Source organism: Serratia sp. 14-2641 (assembly GCF_001692375.1).
Taxonomy (GTDB): Bacteria; Pseudomonadota; Gammaproteobacteria; order Enterobacterales; family Enterobacteriaceae; genus Chania; species Chania fonticola_C.
Genome location: NZ_LXKR01000044.1, coordinates 261168 through 278775, shown reverse-complemented (window position 1 = coordinate 278775; position 17608 = coordinate 261168). Strand labels below are relative to the sequence as shown.

The window sequence follows — 17608 nt, the reverse complement described above, 5'->3', positions numbered from 1 at the left end:
ATGGCAGCACCAAAGGGTAACCGATTCTGGGAGGCCCGCAGTAGTCATGGGCGTAACCCTAAATTCGAATCGCCCGAGGCGCTGTGGTCAGCATGCTGTGAGTACTTCACGTGGGTTGAAGAGCACCCTTTATGGGAGATGAAGGCGTTTGCGTATCAGGGAGAGGTGACGCAAGAGCCCATAGCTAAGATGCGCGCAATGACACTCGGCGGCTTGTGCTTATACCTCGATATTACGAAGCCAACATGGGCTTTGTATAAGTCACGTGAAGATTTTAATTACGTCACTACGCGAGCAGAAGAAACCATCTACGACCAGAAGTTTTCCGGCGCAGCAGCCGACCTACTGAATGCAAACATCATCGCCCGTGACTTGGGCCTCAAAGAGCAGTCGCAAGTCGAAGACGTGACACCTGATAAGGGAGATCGCGATAAGCGCCGCTCTCGGATTAAGGAGTTACTCAGCCGTGGTGGAAGAAGCGATCCTTGATGAGCTGACAGAAGACGAGCAGATAGAGTTGCTTGAGCTTCTTGAAGTCGAAGATGAATACCGCCGTAGTCACCAGCTTTTCGAATATGCTCCCTATGGCAAACAGCGTGAATTTATGGACGCTGGTGCAGAGTTCACTGAGCGTTGCTTTATGGCTGGCAACCAACTTGGGAAAACGTTCACTGGCGGTGCGGAGGTGGCTTTTCACCTTACAGGCCGCTATCCAGGAACAGTTGGGTATCCAGAAGATGGCGCATATGACGGTGAGTGGGTTGGCCGGAGGTTCAACGAGCCGGTAGTGTTTTGGGTTGGCGGAGAGACGAACGAGACTGTAACTAAATCGACGCAGCGCGTTTTGTGCGGACGCATCGATGAGGGTAACGCTCCTGGATACGGCATGATCCCCAAGTACGATATAGTCAGCTATGTTAAGTCGCCTTTTTTCCCAGGACTCATCGACCGCCTTCTCGTTCGTCATCATAACGCGGAAGGGGTTGAAGACGGGGCCAGCCTCGTATATTTCAAGCCTTATTCACAAGGGCGAGCTCGCTGGCAGGCTGACACCATTCATGGCGTGTGGTTTGACGAAGAACCGCCATATCCTATCTACAGCGAAGGTTTGACGCGTACCAACAAATACGGACAGTTTTCAATCCTGACGTTTACCCCGCTGATGGGTATGTCTGAAGTAGTTACCAAATTCACAAAGAATCCAAGCAAGGCTCAGAAGGTTGTCACCATGACAATCTACGATGCCGACCACTATAGCGACGAGCAGAAAGAAAGGATTATCGCCTCATATCCAGAGCATGAGCGTGAAGCTCGATCACGTGGCATCCCTACGATGGGTAGCGGTCGAATATTCCAGATACCGGAAGAGACTATTAAGTGTCAGCCATTCGAATGTCCTGATCACTTCTACGTTATCGACGGCCAGGATTTCGGATGGGATCACCCGCAGGCCCACATACAACTGTGGTGGGACAAAGACGAAGATGTTTTCTATCTCGCAAGGGTATGGAAGAAGTCAGAGAGCACTGCAGTTCAAGCTTGGGGCGCCGTTAAGTCTTGGGCCAGCAAGATACCAGTCGCCTGGCCACATGACGGCCATCAGCATGAGAAGGGCGGGGGTGAGCAACTAAAGGTTCAGTACGCCGATGCTGGGTTCCAAATGCTTCCGGAGCACGCTACGTGGCCTGATGGCGGTAACGCTGTAGAGCCAGGGCTTGCTGAGCTGCGCGACCTCATGCTCGATAGCCGGTTCCGAGCATTCAACACTTGCGAGCCATTCTTCGAAGAGTTCCGCCTCTATCACAGAGATGCGAACAGTAAGATTTCCAAGACAAACGACGACGTCATTGATGCCGTTCGATATGCCTACATGATGCGCCGTTTCGCCAAGATGATGCGCGACATCAGAAAGCCAAAAGAAAAGAAAATGCCCGCCCCAATTAAGCCGATTCCACGAGGTAGATAATGGCTGACGATGACAAGCTGCAAGCAATCCTGACGCTGTTTGATCGGGATTGGATGTCTAGCGATGAAGCCAGAGCCGAAGCGACCAACGATCTGTTCTTTAGTCGTGTGTCGCAGTGGGATGACTGGCTGAACCAATACACAACGCTGCAATACCGTGGGCAGTTCGATGTAGTCCGACCGGTAGTGCGTAAACTCGTCGCAGAGATGCGGCAGAACCCGATTGATGTCTTGTATCGACCAAAGGACGGCGCGGCTCCAGACTCTGCTGATACGCTCATGGGCATGTATCGCACTGACATGCGGCACAATTCAGCGAAGATAGCTGTGAACATTGCTGTTCGTGAGCAAATCGAAGCTGGCTTTGGTGCTTGGCGCATTGTCACTGAGCACGAAGACCAGGACCCGACCAGCAATAATCAGGTGATCCGCCGCATTCCAATTCACGAGGCATCATCACACGTCATCTGGGACAGCAACAGCAAGCTGATGGACAAGTCTGACGCTAAACACGTCACGGTCATTCAGCCGCTCAGCATTGCCGGGTGGGAATCGTTCGCCGCTGATTATGGCTTTGATGCTGACAATCTTCCCGACTTCCAGAGCCCTGATAGCAACTGGCTATTCCCCTGGCTGAACAAAGATGTCGTTTATGTTGGTGAATTCTACGAGGTCGAAGAGAAGAAAGAGACAGTATTCATCTATCAAGATCCGCTTGGTGGTGAGCCGGTCAGCTACTTCAAACGCGACATCGCCGATGTTATTGATGAGCTGGCAGAGTCCGGCATGGTTAAGGTTGGTGAGCGCAAGGTTAAGCGCTGCCGTGTCTACAAGACAATCCTGACCAGCTCGACAATCCTCAAGTCACGCGAGCTGATAGCCGGTGAGCACCTCCCAATAGTGCCTGCATACGGCGAGTGGGGCTTTGCTGGCGACAAAGAGGTTTACGAGGGAGTCGTCAGGCTGACGAAAGACGGTCAGCGCCTGCGCAACATGATCATGAGCTTCGACGCCGATACGGTCGCCAGAACTCCGAAGAAGAAGCCTTTCTTCTGGCCTGAGCAAATCGCCGGTTACGAGCACATGTATAGCGGCACGGACGATTATCCCTATTACCTCGTCAACCGTACTGACGAAAACAGTGGTGATCTTCCCGCTCAACCTATCGCCTACATGGAGAACCCGGAAGTATCGCAAGCCAGCGCTTACATGCTGGAAGCAGCCACCAACGCAGTGAAAGAAGTGTCACAGCTTGGCGTTGATTCTGACGCTGCTAATGGGCAGGTGGCATTCGATACGGTTAACCAACTGAACATGCGCGCCGACCTATCGACATATGTGTTTCAGGACAACCTGGCCACAGCCATGCGCCGTGACGGGCAAATCTACGCATCCATGGTTAATGATATCTACGACGTTCCGCGCACCGTTATGACCACGCTACCTGATGGCAGCGAGAAAGACGTGCAACTGATGTCCGAGGTTATCGATTACCAGACCGGGCAGTCAGTTGTGCTTAACGATGTCCGTGGCCGGTATGAAACCTATACCGATGTTGGGCCGTCATTCCAGAGCATGAAGAGCCAGAACCGAGCGGAGATCCTTGAACTGCTGACCAAGGTTCCACAGGGTACGCCTGAGTTCCAAATGCTCATGCTGCAATACTTCACGCTGCTCGATGGTAAGGGCGTCGAAATCATGCGCGAGTACGCCAACAAGCAACTCGTCACGATGGGCCTCAAGAAACCTGAAACACCTGAAGAAATTGAGATGGTGCAGCAGGCGCAGCAGAAGCCGCAAGAACCAAGCGCCGAGATGGTTCAGGCGCAGGGCGTATTGCTTACCGGTCAAGCCGATTTGCAGAAAGCCCAGAACGACCAAGCACGCATTCAGGTTGACGCATTCAAAGCGCAGTCAGAAGCACAGGTTGCAGCCGCAAGGGTTGTAGAAATCCTCGCATCTGCCGACAGCACCAAGAAACAAGATGTGATCGCTGCGCTGAAACTGCTCGGTGACTTCCAGAATAAGCAGGGCGACGCAGCCCGCGCTGACGCTGAGCTTGTCCTTAAAGGGCAAGAACAACTCCACTCAAAACGCATGGACCTAACTGGTCTCATGCAGCAAGCAATGCAACCTTCCGGCAGAGCAGCCGAGATTCCTCAATAAGAGAGAGCTAAACATGTCCAATACCACCGAAATTCAGGCAATTGAAGAACAATCCCTGCCCGTTAATCAACAGGCGGCACCTGTAGTTAATCAGCCAGAAGTTAATGCCAACTCTGGCGAAGGGCAGGAAGAGGGCTTCGAGATTGTCCTGAGTGGCGATGAGAAACCGAAACAAGACCCGGCAACTAACGCACAATTCGCAGCAAAACGCCTGGAGCGCAAGCGTCAGCGTGAGCTTGAGCAACAGATGGAGTCTGTGAAGCGTGGAGAGGTGCCGGAGAACCTACGGGTTACCCCTGAATTACCGAAACAGCCAGACGTTAACGACTTCCTTTCGGATGAGGCGTTGGCTAGGTACGACTATGACCAATCTCGCGCTCTGGCTGCATTCAGCGCCGCTAACAGCGATTGGCAGGTCAAGGCTATGGACGCTCGCAGCACTGGCGTAGCGGAACAAGGCCGCAAGATTCAGGAGTACACCCAGCAGTCAACGCATTACGCCGAAGCAGCCCGCAAACACTATGACGCGGCAGAGAAGCTCAACATTCCTGACTTCCAGGATAAAGAGGACGCGTTCATGCAGTTGGTGCCACCGCAAGTTGGTGCCGACATCATGGCGCTTTTCCCTGAGAAATCAGCCGCACTCATTTACCACCTGGGCGCCAACCCAGAGAAGGTTCGTGGCCTCCTGGCGATGAACGGGCAGCAAGCGCTGATTGAACTCACTCGGCTATCAGAACGTTTAACTCTCAAGCCTCGCGGTAAGCAAGTATCCGGCGCACCTGCTGTTGACGAGCCTATTCAGGGTTCAGTCACTGCGGCAAACGTGGCTTCTCTTCAGAAGAAGATGGAAGAGGCCGCAAGCAAGGGCGACACGGAGACTTACCGCAAGATAAAAAATCAGATTAAAGGAATTAAATAATGGCTCTTAACGAAGGTCAAGTTATCACCTACATGGTCGATGAAATTATCGAGACCGTGGAAAACCTCACGCCGATGGCTCAGCGCGTTGGCAAATACACTCCTCCGGCCGGTGACATGCAGCGCTCACAGAACACCGTGTGGATGCCGCTGGAGCAAGAAGCACCAACACAACAGGGCTGGGATTTGACCGGACAGGCTACCGGCATCCTTGAGCTGTCTGTTAAGTGCAACATGGGCGTACCGGATAACGACTTCTTCACCCTTCGCGCCGATGACCTGCGTGATGAGCGCTCTCTGCGTCGCCGCATCCAGGCGTCTGGCCAGAAACTGGCTAACAACGTGGAAACCTCGATCGCCAAACAGGCTGTTGAAATGGGTTCTCTGGTTGTTACCAGTTCAGACCCGATCGGCTCCGCAACCACTGGCTGGGATTTCATCTCAGAAGCAGAGGCGCTGATCTTCTCTCGCGAGCTGAACCGTAGTTCTGGCTTGTCTTACTTCTTCAACCCGACCGACTACCGTGGTGCGGGGCAGGATTTGACCGGCAAAGACTTCTTTGGCCGAATTCCAGAAGAGGCCTACAAGTCAGGCACCATCCAGCGCCAGGTGGCGGGCTTTAACGACGTGCTCCGCTCTCCGAAAATGCCAACGCTGCCAGCTTCAACGGCAACCGGCATCACTGTGGCTGGCGCGCAGAAGTTCAAGCCTCAAGCGTGGGTTGCTGATACCGATGGTAACCGTGAGAACGTGGATAACCGTACCGCAGTGGTAACTCTGAGTTCCGGCACCGGCCTGAAGCGTGGCGATAAGATTTCCTTCACTGGCGTCAAGTTCCTGGCTCAGATGGCTAAAAACGTGCTGACTCAGGACGCGACTTTCTCAGTCGTTGCTGTGAACGGTGCGCAGGTGACAATCACGCCTAAGCCGGTAGCGCTGGATGACACTTCGCTTCTGCCGGAAGAGAAGGCGTATGCCAACGTTAACACCTCGCTGGCTAACGCCATGCCGGTGAACATCCTGAACACCACGACCGCGCAGTCAAACGTGTTCTGGGCTGATGATTCCATCCGCTTAGTGTCTCAGCCGATTCCAATCAACCACGAGTTGTTCTCTGGCATGAAAACCCAGAGCTTTGCGATTCCGAACGTTGGGCTTAACGGAGTAGTGGCTTACCAGGGCGATATCAGCACCCTGACCGGTAAGTGCCGTATTGCGTTGTGGTATGCGCCGACAGCGGTGCGACCAGAAGCGATCGGCGTCGGCTTGGCAAATCAGGCATAACCAAAGGGGCTTCGGCCCCTTTCTTATTTGGAGCAGAACATGACCCAGATGGTGTTTCGCCATGGCGATAGCAAAAAGTGGAAAGGCGTTGGTTATGACTTCGAAGTCATCCCAGAAGATGAGTTGCAGGAATATCTCGATGCTGGATGGTTTGCGCATCCGGATGAGTTGTTGAAATCATCTGCTGAGCCTGAGCCTGAGCCTGAGCCTGAGCCTGAGCCTGAGCCTGAGCCTGAGCCTGAGCCTGAGCCTGAGCCTGAGCCTGAGCCTGAGCCTGAGCCTGAGCCAAAGAAGAAACCCGGCCGCCAAAAGAAGGTGAGCACTGATGAACCTAACAACGAAGGGTGATCTTGTTCTTGCCGCTATGCGCAAAATCGCCGTGGCATCTAACGCAACGCTTACCGATGTTGAGCCGCAATCAGTCGAGGATGGTATCAACGACCTCGAAATGATGATGGCTGAATGGTACGAGGACGGTAACGGCATCGACGTTGGCTACCTGTTCTCGGCTGATGATGTTGCTCCTGACCCTGGCGATGATCACGGATTGAAGATCGGCCACCTTAGCGCGGTGTTTCACAACCTCGCCGTGCGCATTGCTCCTGATTACGTGATGGAGGCAATGGGGAAAGTTGTCGCCACTGCACGTTACGGCAAAGAGCTTCTCGTTAAATCATCAGCAGCCAGCAAGGCCAAGAAAGCCAAGGCACAAGCGGGATATCCGAACCGCATGCCAATCGGCTCCGGTAACCGGCTATTAACGCTGAACGGCCATAACTATTTCCACAATAGGGATGAAGATAATGCCGACGACTCAACTCCCCCTGGCTAAAGGATTGGGCAAGGACTACCGCAACACGGATTATGTGGACCTGCTGCCCGTCAACATGCTCGCAGTACCTAAAGAGGTGCTGAACGCCGCCGGGTATTTGCGATCATTCCCTGGTGTTGCAAAGCGTTCAGATGTCGCGGGAACGTCCCGTGGTGCGCAGTACAACACCGTGCAGAATGCGGTTTATAGAGTGTTAGGCGGCAAGTTGTATAACGCCAGTGGCGAACGTGGCGACGTGAGGGGAAATTCGCGGGTAAGTATGGCCCACAGTGATACAAGCCAAGCCGTTGCCGCTAACGGTGCGATGACGCTCTACCGCTACGATGGGACCAACAAAACACTGGAGAACTGGCCAGCACAGGTTGGGGATGTCACTTACACCCAATACGACATCGGTAGCGTCAGGGACATTTGCAGAGCTCGCGGGCGCTACGTGTGGGTAAAAGATAACTCTCAACTGTTTGGTGTAACGGATCTTGACGATGAATCGCATCCTGATCAATTCCGTCCGTTCTACCGTGCTGAATCCCAACCTGACGGCATCATTGGCTGCGGCGTGTGGCGCGATTTCGTTGTCATGTTCGGTAGCGCCACGATTGAGTATTTTGCGCTAACCGGCACCTCAGATGCCAAGGCGGCTCTCTATGTCGTACAGCCATCATATATGGTGCAAAAGGGTATTGCAGGGACCTACTGCAAAACCGTGTTTATGGACTCCTTTGCATTCATCAGCCACCAGGCTACGGGTGCGCCGTCCATCTATGTGATAAACGGCGGGCGGGCGGAGCCTATTGCTACCGCAACGGTGGAAAAGGTTTTGCGTGGCTATGCTGCGGATGAACTGGCCACCGGTGTGCTTGAAACAGTCCGGTTTGATTCGCATGAACTGCTGATCGTGCATTTACCCAGGCATGTGATGTGTTACGACGCTTCTGCATCGCAGAACGGGCCTCAGTGGTGCATTTTGAAAACGGGATTGGCGGATGATGTTTACCGTGCAATCGACTTCATATTCGAAGGCAACCAGATCAGCGTTGGCGACAAAACAGAGCCTGTAACCGGTGTACTGAAATTCGACTCTTCAGCGCAATACGATCGGCAAGCTGAACACCTTCTCTACACCCCGATGTTCAAAGCGAACAACGCTAGGGTGTTTGATTTCGAGCTGGAAGCCGCAACAGGGGTTTCTCAATTTGCAGAACGGTTGTTTATCTCAGCAGCAGCAGACGGATCAAACTACGGCCGGGAGCAGATGATTGATGCCAATGCCCCCTTTATTTATGACAAGCGCGTGTTGTGGCGGCGGCTCGGCCGCGTGCGTAAAAACATTGGTTTCAAAGTGCGGGTGATCACCCGGTCGCCAGTCACATTAAGCGACTGCTCGGTGAGGGTTGAATAATGGCGGATGACAACCTCAACGTGCCTGTTGAAATACAGGCGACGCGTATCGACGCGACCTTGGTCCCCCAAACATTCACGCCGGTCTACCGTGATTATGTCGTGAACCAAGGTACCGATCTGGGCAAAGTGGCGGGCAAAGCCAACGAGGCTGGGCAAGGTGCCTGGGACGCGCAGGTAAAGAACGACGAACAGGACCTGGTGCTGGCTGACCACGAAACTCGCATCGAAGCCGCAGAAGCGACACTGATCGACCATGAACAGCGTATCACTGCCGCAGAAGCTGCGCTCGTCAACCACGAGGAACGCATCACCGCGGCGGAAGCGGAGCTGGTAGACCACGAAGCGAGGATTACCCAGAACACGGCCGACATAGCTGCTCTAACGGTGAGAATGGTAACCGCCGAAAGTGCTATCACTGGCTTGCAGAACAATGTCGCCACGCTGACAACTCGCGTTACCACGGCAGAGGGCAGCATCGTCACTCTGCAAACTGGTCTTACAGCGCTGACAACCCGTGTCACAACGGCTGAAACCAATATCACCAACCTGCAAACGCAGGTGACGGCGCATGGCACGCGCTTAACCGCGTTGGAATACAAAACCACGCGCAAGAAGTCAGAGCTTACGTTCACCGGGTTAACGCTCAATATCCCGACCACGGCGACTAACTTGGTCGCGTTGCTGAAGGTTTTAACACCTGCATCGGGTACCTTTGCGCCGTTCTTCGACACTGTAGCCAACAAGATGGTCGTTTTTAACGAAAACAAAACGGTCAACTTTAAGCTGTCGATCATCGGCACCTGGACCGGCGGGACGACAAACCGGTCGATGCAGCTGACATTCTCTGGTGCGGTTCCTGACACCCTTGTTGTGAGCCGAAATGCTGCAACGGCGAATGACAACGTGCTGATGGCGACATTCTTCAGCGTTGACCAGGGCGGATTCCTCGCAACAAACGGCAGCACGATGACCATCCAATCCAACGGCTCAGCCTTCACGGCGACCACAATAAAGATGATCGCGGAGCAGTAAATGACCCCCATAGACAAAATAACAGGCTCACGCCTTATGCGGCTGTGGGGCGTTCCGTCGTGGCCAGAAATTGAGGCCAATTACCTGCTTTGGAACGGCGTCGGTGTGTTTGTCCTGCTGGATTTTGGCGACCACGTCGATATGCACATGGCAATGAAGAAGGGCGAGCGCCACCGCTGCCGGGACGCTGTCGCGGATGTGCTGGCGCTGATAGGCCCGCGTGAGATACACGCGCCGATCCTGGCCGAGTGTCGGCATGTTTGCAATCTGGCGCGTAAGTTCGGGTTTGTCGAAACATTCAGAGGCGTCGTTGAATTTATCGACAGCTCCACTGGCGAATTAATTTTAATGAAGAGGTATCCAGATGGGCGGAATTGTTAGCGGTATCGGTGGCGCAGTTAGTGGCATCCTAGGCGGCATTGGCGCTAACAAGGCGGCCAATCAGCAGCAGAAAGCCCAAGATGAGGCGATGAACCAGACGCGTGAGGGGTATCAGAACGCAGTTGGTTGGATGACACCTTACGAAAAAGCGGGGCAAACCGGGTTGGAAGGCCTACAAGGTCTAGCGGGGAAACCTATCGATCGTAACGCGCTGTTGGCCCAATATTACAAAAGCCCTGAATATGCCGCGATGGCAAATCAGGCGCGATACCAGCAACTGGCCAGTGCTGAAGCAACTGGCGGGTTAGGTAGTACAGCAACAGCGAACGGCCTGGCGTTCATCGCCCCTCAATTAGGGCAGAACTATTTGGCAGACATGACCAATCAGCAGCAAACCATGTACAGCCAGCTTATGGGGTTATCAGGACTGGGCGCGCAATCTGCCAACGCCCTAGGCAACTGGGCAATGAACCAGGGCAACACTATGGCAGGGATGGAGCAGCAGAAAGGGCAGATCTTGGCCGGTAAGTCGGCAATCCCTTGGCAGACAGCCGCGAGCGCTAACTCCAGCATCAACAACGGCGCATCACAAGACATGAACTCGTTCGGCAATATGTTCTCATCGCTAGGAGGGTTGTTCTAATGGCTCTTGAAGGCTTGGCGGGGCTCGGTGCCCCTGTTAATTATTATGAATCGATGGTGCCCGACTTCCGTCGCGAAGCCCTGATGGAAACCCAAAACCGAATGGGGCAGCAGCAGGTGGCCAGCCAGCAGATGCAGAATCAACAGCAACTGCAGGAAAACCAGCGCCGCCAAGCTTTCTATGGCGCTATCGAAACAGCCACACCGGAACAGTTACCAGCACTACGCCGCCAGTTCCCTGAGTTTGCACAGAACATTCAGCAGGAGATCGGCATTCAGGGGGCTGAGCACGCGGCCTTTGTCCATGGCGCGCTGAATAAACTGTCTGTGGCGGCATCAAGCGGTAACCCACAGCAGCTACAGGCCACAATTCAACAGAACGGCCCTGCGTTGGCATCTGTTGGCGTATCACCGGAGCAGGCAATGCAGTTGTATCAGCAGGATCCGGCGCGCTTCAATGGCATTCTCACCGCTGCCCGCCTTGCGACTCTGCCAATGGAAAAACAGTTTGATGTTCAAGCTGACCAGGCCGAGTTAGCCGAAAAAATCCGCAGCAATAAAGCAGGGGAGGACAACACTCGGCGAGGGCAAAGCCTGTCCTACCAATCAGCTATGACGGGTCACAACTTGGCGGCGCAACGCCTTTCTTTGGACCAGCAAAAGTTTGGTTTCGATGTTCAGCAGGCGCAGCAAAAGGCGCAGCAACTAATATCTGATGCGCCAGAGTTGTCAGTTAACATGGAGAAATCGATTGAAAAATCGGTTAACGACTCAACGGCAAGTCGTAATTCTGCTGACTCCATGAGCGCCCTAGCTCAGCAATTTAGAGCAGAAAAACCCACCACAGGCCTGTTTGGTAACGCTTCTAACATGTTTGCAAAAGTCACGGGGAGCGACACAGCATTGCGTGATCTGCGAATTAGGCAGAATGCGCTGGTTAATAGCCAGGTGTTGCGCTTCCTTCCACCAGGACCAGCTACAGATCGTGATGTGGCGATCGTTCGGCAGGGTGCGCCTACAGATATGGATAACCCCGAAGTAGTTGCTCGCTGGCTGGATGCCATGTCTAACCTTGAGAGAAAGTCTGCCCAGTTCAATGAGTTTAAAGCTGAATGGATGAGTGCGAATGGCAACCCGGGTCAGTCTAAATCAGGGGGTAACGTGTTGGGCCTTGAGGTAAATAAAGGCGAGTCGCTTGGTCAGGCAGCTAAACGCTACATGGCAACTGAAGTGTCTACCACGGCACAGCAACCAGGAATACAGCAGCAAACCCCACCGGTGCAGCAATATGGGCAAACTCAAGCGCAGGCACAACAGGCAGCACAAACACAGGTTTCGCAACCACAATCTACGGGGTCGTATACCTCCAAATCAGGTATTAAGTTTGAGGTGAAGTGATGCAAGTTACAGCGAACGGGAAAACATTCGAATTCCCTGATGGCACTAGCACTGATGATGTTGGGACTGCGATTGATGAGTATTTTGCGGGGCAAGCGGCACCACAAGCACAGGCCCAGCAGCAGGATCTCGGTTGGCTGTATAGCCAGGGAATTGTTCCAGAAACTGCGCTCGGTGTTGTTGAGGCAGGCAGGGGGGCTGCACAAGCCGCCGTAAAAACAATTAATATAATTCCCGAAGTCGCAGATATGGTGTCGAGCGCTGGCGCATGGGCGGGGGAGAAATTGGGCATTGGTGATGGAACCTACAATCCATCACCAAGACTGTCAATCCCAGAGGCTATGCAGCCACAAACTGAAGGTGGCAAGGTGGTCTCCGAGATACTTCCGTTCTTGGTCAACCCAGGTATCGCCGCCGCACCGGCCGCAGCAAGTAAACTAACCAAAGCGGCAAATTTTGCTAAAAGAATGGTGGGTGAAAATACAGTAGGTGTACTGGCACAAAACAGCGATAAGCCTGCCGATATCGGTGAGGTAACCAAGGATTTAGGCGTAGCATCGGTTATAAGCGCAGGTTTCCGAGGTGTGACAAAAGGCGCATCAAAAGCATACCAAGGATTTAAAGGCGCATCTGCAAAAGCAGAAAGCAACGCCGCAGAGGCTTTGGCTAAGGCCGATGACGCAGAGGCGCAGCGTATGCTTGGCTCATTATCACCGGAGCAACAGGCGGCTGTTAGGCAGAGAATGGATGAACTTGGTAGGGATTCCATTAACACAGGGATGCGTGATTTAGCCTCTCAGAGCCGTTCTGCTGTGCGTTCCGACTTACAGCAACTTGCGGGTAATGTTAACCCGGATCAACGTGTAATTCAGGCCGCGCAAGACGTTGGATTCCCTATTGATCTCGCGCCTGCTGCCTGGACGTCTAAGAACCGACCTTATGTTGAGTTCGAGAGAGCTCTTAAATCGCTACCTGGCAGCAAGCTTGCAGAGCAGGATCGCATAGCCCTGGGGGCGTTGAATAAAACGGCAGATGATTTTATCACCAATTTGAAGGGCAATCCTGACCTGTCTGTTGTTAGCCAGTCTGTGGCTGACTCTATGAACGCTACGCGTGAAAAAATGGCAGTTGCTACTAGGGGGCTCTATAAAAAAGTAGATGCAAAAATACCTGCTGCAACTGAAGTCGACGCCGCACCTGTTATCGATTTCGTTAAAGACCGACTGAAAGGCCTTGGAGGCGAAAGAAGCCTGCTTAACCCTGGTGAGAGGAAGATATTAGCTACACTTTCACCTCGTCAAATTAAGGACAGCACCGGAGCAGTGGTGGGTACCAAGGGGCCAACATACGCAGCTTTGGACCAGACCCGTAAAGATATCGGGCAGGCGAAAAGAAGCGCGACGGGACCTTTTGCAGGGGCTGATTCTGCATTGCTCGGTCAGCTTGAAGGCCGGCTGTTGGAGGCGCAGCGTGGAGCTGTGCAAAAGACGGCTCCAGACATGCTTGGCGTTTTCGATGCTGCAAGGGCTTCGACCAGGGCACGAAAAGAACTTGAGGATAACATCGTTAAGTTATATGGGCGCAATAAAGATGGCGATATAGTCAACAATATGCGTACTTCTATCAATATGCTGGCAAACGGTTCGACATCAAACTTCAACCGACTGATGAAAAATGTCCCAGCGGACATGCGCCAATATGTTGCTGCCTCAGCGCTTTCAAAAGCGCTCACCGGCAAGGGGACAACACCGGGTGTAGCTATAGACCCAACGCAATATGCGAACTGGTATCGCGGAATGATGCGGAATTCACAGTCGCGGAAAGCGTTAGCGCAGAATATCCCCCCCGGTGGGATGAAGGCGCTTAGAGATATGTATGTGTTCAATGATGGGATTTCAAAGGCACTTAAATCTGATATTCAAACAGGAAAAATTATATCCATCAAAGACGCTTTTGACGAAGCCAGTCAGTTAGGAGATGCGATTGTTAACCGGACGGCAAAAAGTGTACTTGGTAAAGTTCCATTCGTTGGGGAACCCATCGGGAACATGGTCGCCGCAGCAAACTCTACGTCCAAAAGAATGGAAATTGCCACGGACATGATCTCCTCCCCTGAGTTCCGTAACTTGGCGCGCCAACAGGCGGTGTGGAACAACGCATCAGCAAGGCAGGTAAAAATAGCAGAGGCTGCGTTAAAGAAATCTGATCGTTATAAACGTTGGACATCTACACTTGAACCGCTTGAAAGGAAGCAAATATACACCAACGGTATTGTTAACTTCCTTAAGGCAAAAGAGCAGGCCAAAGCTTCGGGGGAGTGAGCAGACGCCAAGAATGGCTCATTGCCCATAAATGCACGAATAGTTAATCGGGCCATTGGGCGTGTAGCAATTTTTCTTCTGCTCAGGAGCGATGATAATTGTTTGTTGCTGTTGCTGCGTTCTCTGCCCTTGCTGGATTTTCTCCCTTATCGACGACGCTATATCGGGCGATTTTCTAGCATTGGCTGACAAATATTCGTTGTTTAGTGTCGCGTATTTTTCCTGCAGAGCCAAGGCTGCATCTTCGTCATGCATTTCCCCTCGGCGAACCCTACCGGCTAAACTATTTGCCGTAGCGACGTAAATTTTCGCTTGGGGGCTGCTGTAAGTAAGATCATCCGATTTCACCTTTTTGGAGAGGCATGATGCCATTTCGGTAAATTTATCAAATTGCTTTTCACAATCGCTTTGATAGTCAGCGATCGATGTGGCTGACGCAATGCTTGGGGCGAGAATTCCGAAAGCGATTAGTAATGCTTTCACCGCAACCTCCTAGGTATGAACTACATCTGATTATTTTTTATCAGCATACATCTGCACGAGCGTTTCGAAAACCATCTTCTTGACGGTTTCAGCCTGCTGATCGGCTATCTGTTCTGCGTCGCTCCGGTAGCCTGAAACGGGCGACGGCTGCGCCAGGGCATCACGCACGATCTGCACCAGTTCGGCATTGAGAGAGCGGCCATTCAGTGCCGCACGTTGCTTAACCTTATCCTTCAGTTCCTTAGGTAAGCGCAAATTGAATTGCGGGTCTTCTCTTGTCACGGTCGATACCTCACCAATGGGTGGATCGGCATCATATGATCTACTGTTTTTATAAACAATGAGACCACTGTGGTCTGAATAAACCTTAATACACACCACCGCAAGCCGCGCCTTGTGGGGTTTCTGCACGCCTGGAGAAAAATAAATGGCTGACACCATTACCCCGAACGTTGTTGTATCAATGCCGTCACAACTATTCACCTTGGCGCGCTCACTTAAAGCGGCTGCGAACGGGAAAATCTATATCGGTAAAATCGATACCGATCCAACAATCCCCGAGAACCAGATCCAGGTATACATTCATAACGAGGACGACAGTCTGGTGCCGATCGCACAGCCGATTGTCATCAACACTGGCGGGTATCCAGTTTACGGCGGTCAGATCTCCAAGTTCGTTACCGTTGAAGGCCACTCAATGGCGGTCTATGACGCCTTAAATGTCCAGCAGTTCTATTTTCCTAATGTCCTTCGCTACGACCCAGATCAATTGCGTCAGCAGCTATCTGCCCCTGGCGGTGACAAACTGGTCGGCAGTACGTTCTATGGTTCGGTCTATGACTCTTACCTACCTTCGTTATACCGCCGCAACGGGAATATGGGTAACGGAGTGACAATTACCAGCCGTCGCCAAGCGTTCTTTTATACAGTAGATGGGTTTTACTACACATACTCCGGCACGCTCCCGCACAACGCAGTAGAGACTGCGCCTACATCAGAATACGTCTGTGTCGGCCTGCTGAACGGCGCGGACGTGAACACGCCCGAAAACTTCGGGGCGGTAGGGGACGGTGTTGCAGACGACACAAAAGCGGTGCAGCTACTGTTCAATTCTAAACTTGCTCACATGAAAGCATCTGGCACATATAAGCTGGCGAACCAGGCGCGATCGTCGGGTGGCTACGACAGTTACATGGCTTACAACTATGTGCTGAGAATTAACGGCTTTGCGGGGATGATGGACTTAACGCAAGCGACGTTGATAATGCCTGGTGGCGTTCCGCGTATAACTGCGATTGATATCCTGAATTCATCCGGCAGTATCAAACTGCCGAAGATCATCGGCAATATGCAGCAGACCTCAATGCCATCCATGTACATTGACGATTGTGGCGTACGCATCGGCGCCAACTGCAAGAATCTCTATGTGTTCTCGCCAGGCATTGACCACTACCCAGGTCACGGCATTGTTGTACGGCACTATATCCAGGATGGTGTGCCAACACTGGATGATGGCATTCCTTACGACATCACTATTGTTGCCAAGCTTATGCGCCACTGCTGGCAGTCCGGGATTGTACCGATCACCGGTGACACCATCCGCATTCGTGACTTTGATGTGCAATATTCCGGCTCACTTGAAAACCTAAACGGGCAAGTGGCCACTATCGGGCACAACATACACACCGAGTCTGTGGCCGGTGCGGGCGGGGTAAATAACCGGTTGCGCAATATCTGGGTGCAGGACGGTAACGGCTTCAATGCCCGCATGCATGGGTTGATGGCCCATACGGCGATCGACAATCTTAACGTGATGAACAACAACTTCAGATTTAACGGGCTGGACGGCGGGCGGTTCGAAGCGGCTGCGCACAAAATTAACTCGTATGGCAACCACTACTCAAACAACGGCGGGCGGGGAGTTACATTCAACTGCGGTAGCCTGACATCAGCTGGTTATCCGCTATTGCAGCATGCGGCTTCATTTAACGATGTGATCGAGAGCAACGGTGCTGATGGGTTTACAGACCTGTCCGGCAGTAAAGCGCTGGTTGTAAGCGGGAATATCGGGTTAAACGCTGGTAATGGCATAACACTGCAAGAGGGTGGTGAGCAGTCTCTCAGTAACCTGAACATTTACAATAATGGTAAGGGGGCCACGGAAACCAAGTATGCGATTAATGGTGGAGCGTCGTCCTATTCAAACGTGCGGATTTATAACTCAGCACCGGAAGTTAACATCCAGCGTGCGTTCAACTTCCGCGCCCGCAGCCGCATTGCAAATGTTATCGTTGATGCCAACTCTACAGGATTCGATGTTCTTGACGGGCATCCGGCTTACTTCCCAGCTAACGACGGCCTGTTGCGCCTGAGCGGTACATTCGGAACGATTATCGGCAGGCGCATGCTGGTAAACCCTAAAGGAGCTGGCGGCTGGCTCATGCCTGATACCTTTGACTACATCGGCATTTCGTTTACTGCGTCGGCGGATATGTTCTTCCCAAACCCTAGCTCTAGCAATTTATTTGCTCAGTTCTCACTTGAGTTGCTTACTGGTAGTATAACGGCGACGGTAAAGGTACAGACTGGCACGGTGAATGGAACGACACAATTCGCAGTATCAGCGGGACATGTTTACTCACTGAGATATACGACGCTGACAAACCTGCAAGTGACGCAGATAAGTTAAAATTAACTTCCCTTCTCGATCAGCACCCTACCATTCACCCGGCAAATCGATCTTCACACAGCGATTACCTCATGCTTATACTGTATGCATGAA

At 52.6% G+C, this 17608-nt stretch carries 16 protein-coding genes; 14 read left to right on the top strand and 2 right to left on the bottom strand.

What is annotated here, in order from left to right; all coding sequences use genetic code 11:
• Genes A6U95_RS16600 through A6U95_RS16540 form a run of 13 tightly spaced genes read left to right on the top strand, consistent with a single transcriptional unit; the run spans position 1 to position 14343 of the window.
• On the top strand, positions 1-489 hold the full coding sequence (locus A6U95_RS16600; protein WP_065685257.1) for a DNA-packaging protein: 489 nt from the start codon (positions 1-3) through the stop codon (positions 487-489).
• A complete protein-coding gene (locus A6U95_RS16595) occupies positions 467-1966 on the top strand; it encodes a terminase family protein (RefSeq protein WP_065685256.1) in 1500 nt (499 codons plus the stop codon). Before A6U95_RS16600 ends, A6U95_RS16595 begins: the two co-directional genes overlap by 23 nt.
• Positions 1966-4131 (top strand): portal protein, encoded by a 2166-nt coding sequence (locus A6U95_RS16590; protein WP_065685255.1) that lies wholly within the window; start codon positions 1966-1968, stop codon positions 4129-4131. Before A6U95_RS16595 ends, A6U95_RS16590 begins: the two co-directional genes overlap by 1 nt.
• Before the next feature lie 13 nt (positions 4132-4144).
• Complete coding sequence (locus A6U95_RS16585) at positions 4145-5053, top strand: scaffolding protein (RefSeq protein WP_065685254.1); 909 nt, start codon at positions 4145-4147, stop codon at positions 5051-5053.
• Positions 5053-6336 carry a P22 phage major capsid protein family protein gene (locus A6U95_RS16580; RefSeq protein WP_065685253.1) on the top strand — a complete coding sequence of 428 codons (1284 nt, stop codon included), beginning with the start codon at positions 5053-5055 and terminating at the stop codon, positions 6334-6336. Before A6U95_RS16585 ends, A6U95_RS16580 begins: the two co-directional genes overlap by 1 nt.
• Before the next feature lie 39 nt (positions 6337-6375).
• Positions 6376-6684 carry a hypothetical protein gene (locus tag A6U95_RS31240; RefSeq protein ID WP_065685252.1) on the top strand — a complete coding sequence of 103 codons (309 nt, stop codon included), beginning with the start codon at positions 6376-6378 and terminating at the stop codon, positions 6682-6684.
• Complete coding sequence (locus tag A6U95_RS16570; protein ID WP_065685251.1) at positions 6662-7168, top strand: packaged DNA stabilization gp4 family protein; 507 nt, start codon at positions 6662-6664, stop codon at positions 7166-7168. Before A6U95_RS31240 ends, A6U95_RS16570 begins: the two co-directional genes overlap by 23 nt.
• Complete coding sequence (locus A6U95_RS16565) at positions 7140-8567, top strand: packaged DNA stabilization protein (RefSeq protein WP_065685250.1); 1428 nt, start codon at positions 7140-7142, stop codon at positions 8565-8567. The genes A6U95_RS16570 and A6U95_RS16565 overlap by 29 nt, the downstream gene beginning before the upstream one ends.
• Positions 8567-9601: a tail needle knob protein gene (locus A6U95_RS30370; protein ID WP_083196399.1), complete on the top strand. Its 1035-nt coding sequence runs from the start codon at positions 8567-8569 to the stop codon at positions 9599-9601. The genes A6U95_RS16565 and A6U95_RS30370 overlap by 1 nt, the downstream gene beginning before the upstream one ends.
• Positions 9602-9982, top strand: coding sequence for a hypothetical protein (locus tag A6U95_RS16555; RefSeq protein ID WP_065685249.1), 381 nt, complete (start codon positions 9602-9604; stop codon positions 9980-9982).
• The gene (locus A6U95_RS16550; RefSeq protein ID WP_065685248.1) at positions 9966-10625 is read left to right on the top strand and encodes a DNA transfer protein; all 660 of its coding nucleotides are present in this window, start codon (positions 9966-9968) and stop codon (positions 10623-10625) included. The genes A6U95_RS16555 and A6U95_RS16550 overlap by 17 nt, the downstream gene beginning before the upstream one ends.
• Positions 10625-12022: a phage DNA ejection protein gene (locus tag A6U95_RS16545; RefSeq protein WP_198927303.1), complete on the top strand. Its 1398-nt coding sequence runs from the start codon at positions 10625-10627 to the stop codon at positions 12020-12022. The genes A6U95_RS16550 and A6U95_RS16545 overlap by 1 nt, the downstream gene beginning before the upstream one ends.
• Positions 12022-14343, top strand: coding sequence for a hypothetical protein (locus A6U95_RS16540; RefSeq protein ID WP_065685247.1), 2322 nt, complete (start codon positions 12022-12024; stop codon positions 14341-14343). Before A6U95_RS16545 ends, A6U95_RS16540 begins: the two co-directional genes overlap by 1 nt.
• Before the next feature lie 18 nt (positions 14344-14361).
• On the opposite strand, the gene A6U95_RS16535 is transcribed toward A6U95_RS16540, so the two are convergent.
• On the bottom strand, positions 14362-14826 hold the full coding sequence (locus A6U95_RS16535; RefSeq protein WP_065685246.1) for a hypothetical protein: 465 nt from the start codon (positions 14824-14826) through the stop codon (positions 14362-14364).
• Positions 14827-14856: 30 nt separating this feature from the next.
• Positions 14857-15108: an Arc family DNA-binding protein gene (locus tag A6U95_RS16530; RefSeq protein WP_065685420.1), complete on the bottom strand. Its 252-nt coding sequence runs from the start codon at positions 15106-15108 to the stop codon at positions 14857-14859.
• 145 nt (positions 15109-15253) lie between these two features.
• On the opposite strand from A6U95_RS16530, the gene A6U95_RS31535 reads away from it, so the two are divergent.
• Positions 15254-17515 (top strand): phage head-binding domain-containing protein, encoded by a 2262-nt coding sequence (locus A6U95_RS31535; protein WP_065685245.1) that lies wholly within the window; start codon positions 15254-15256, stop codon positions 17513-17515.
• Positions 17516-17608 lie beyond the last annotated feature (93 nt).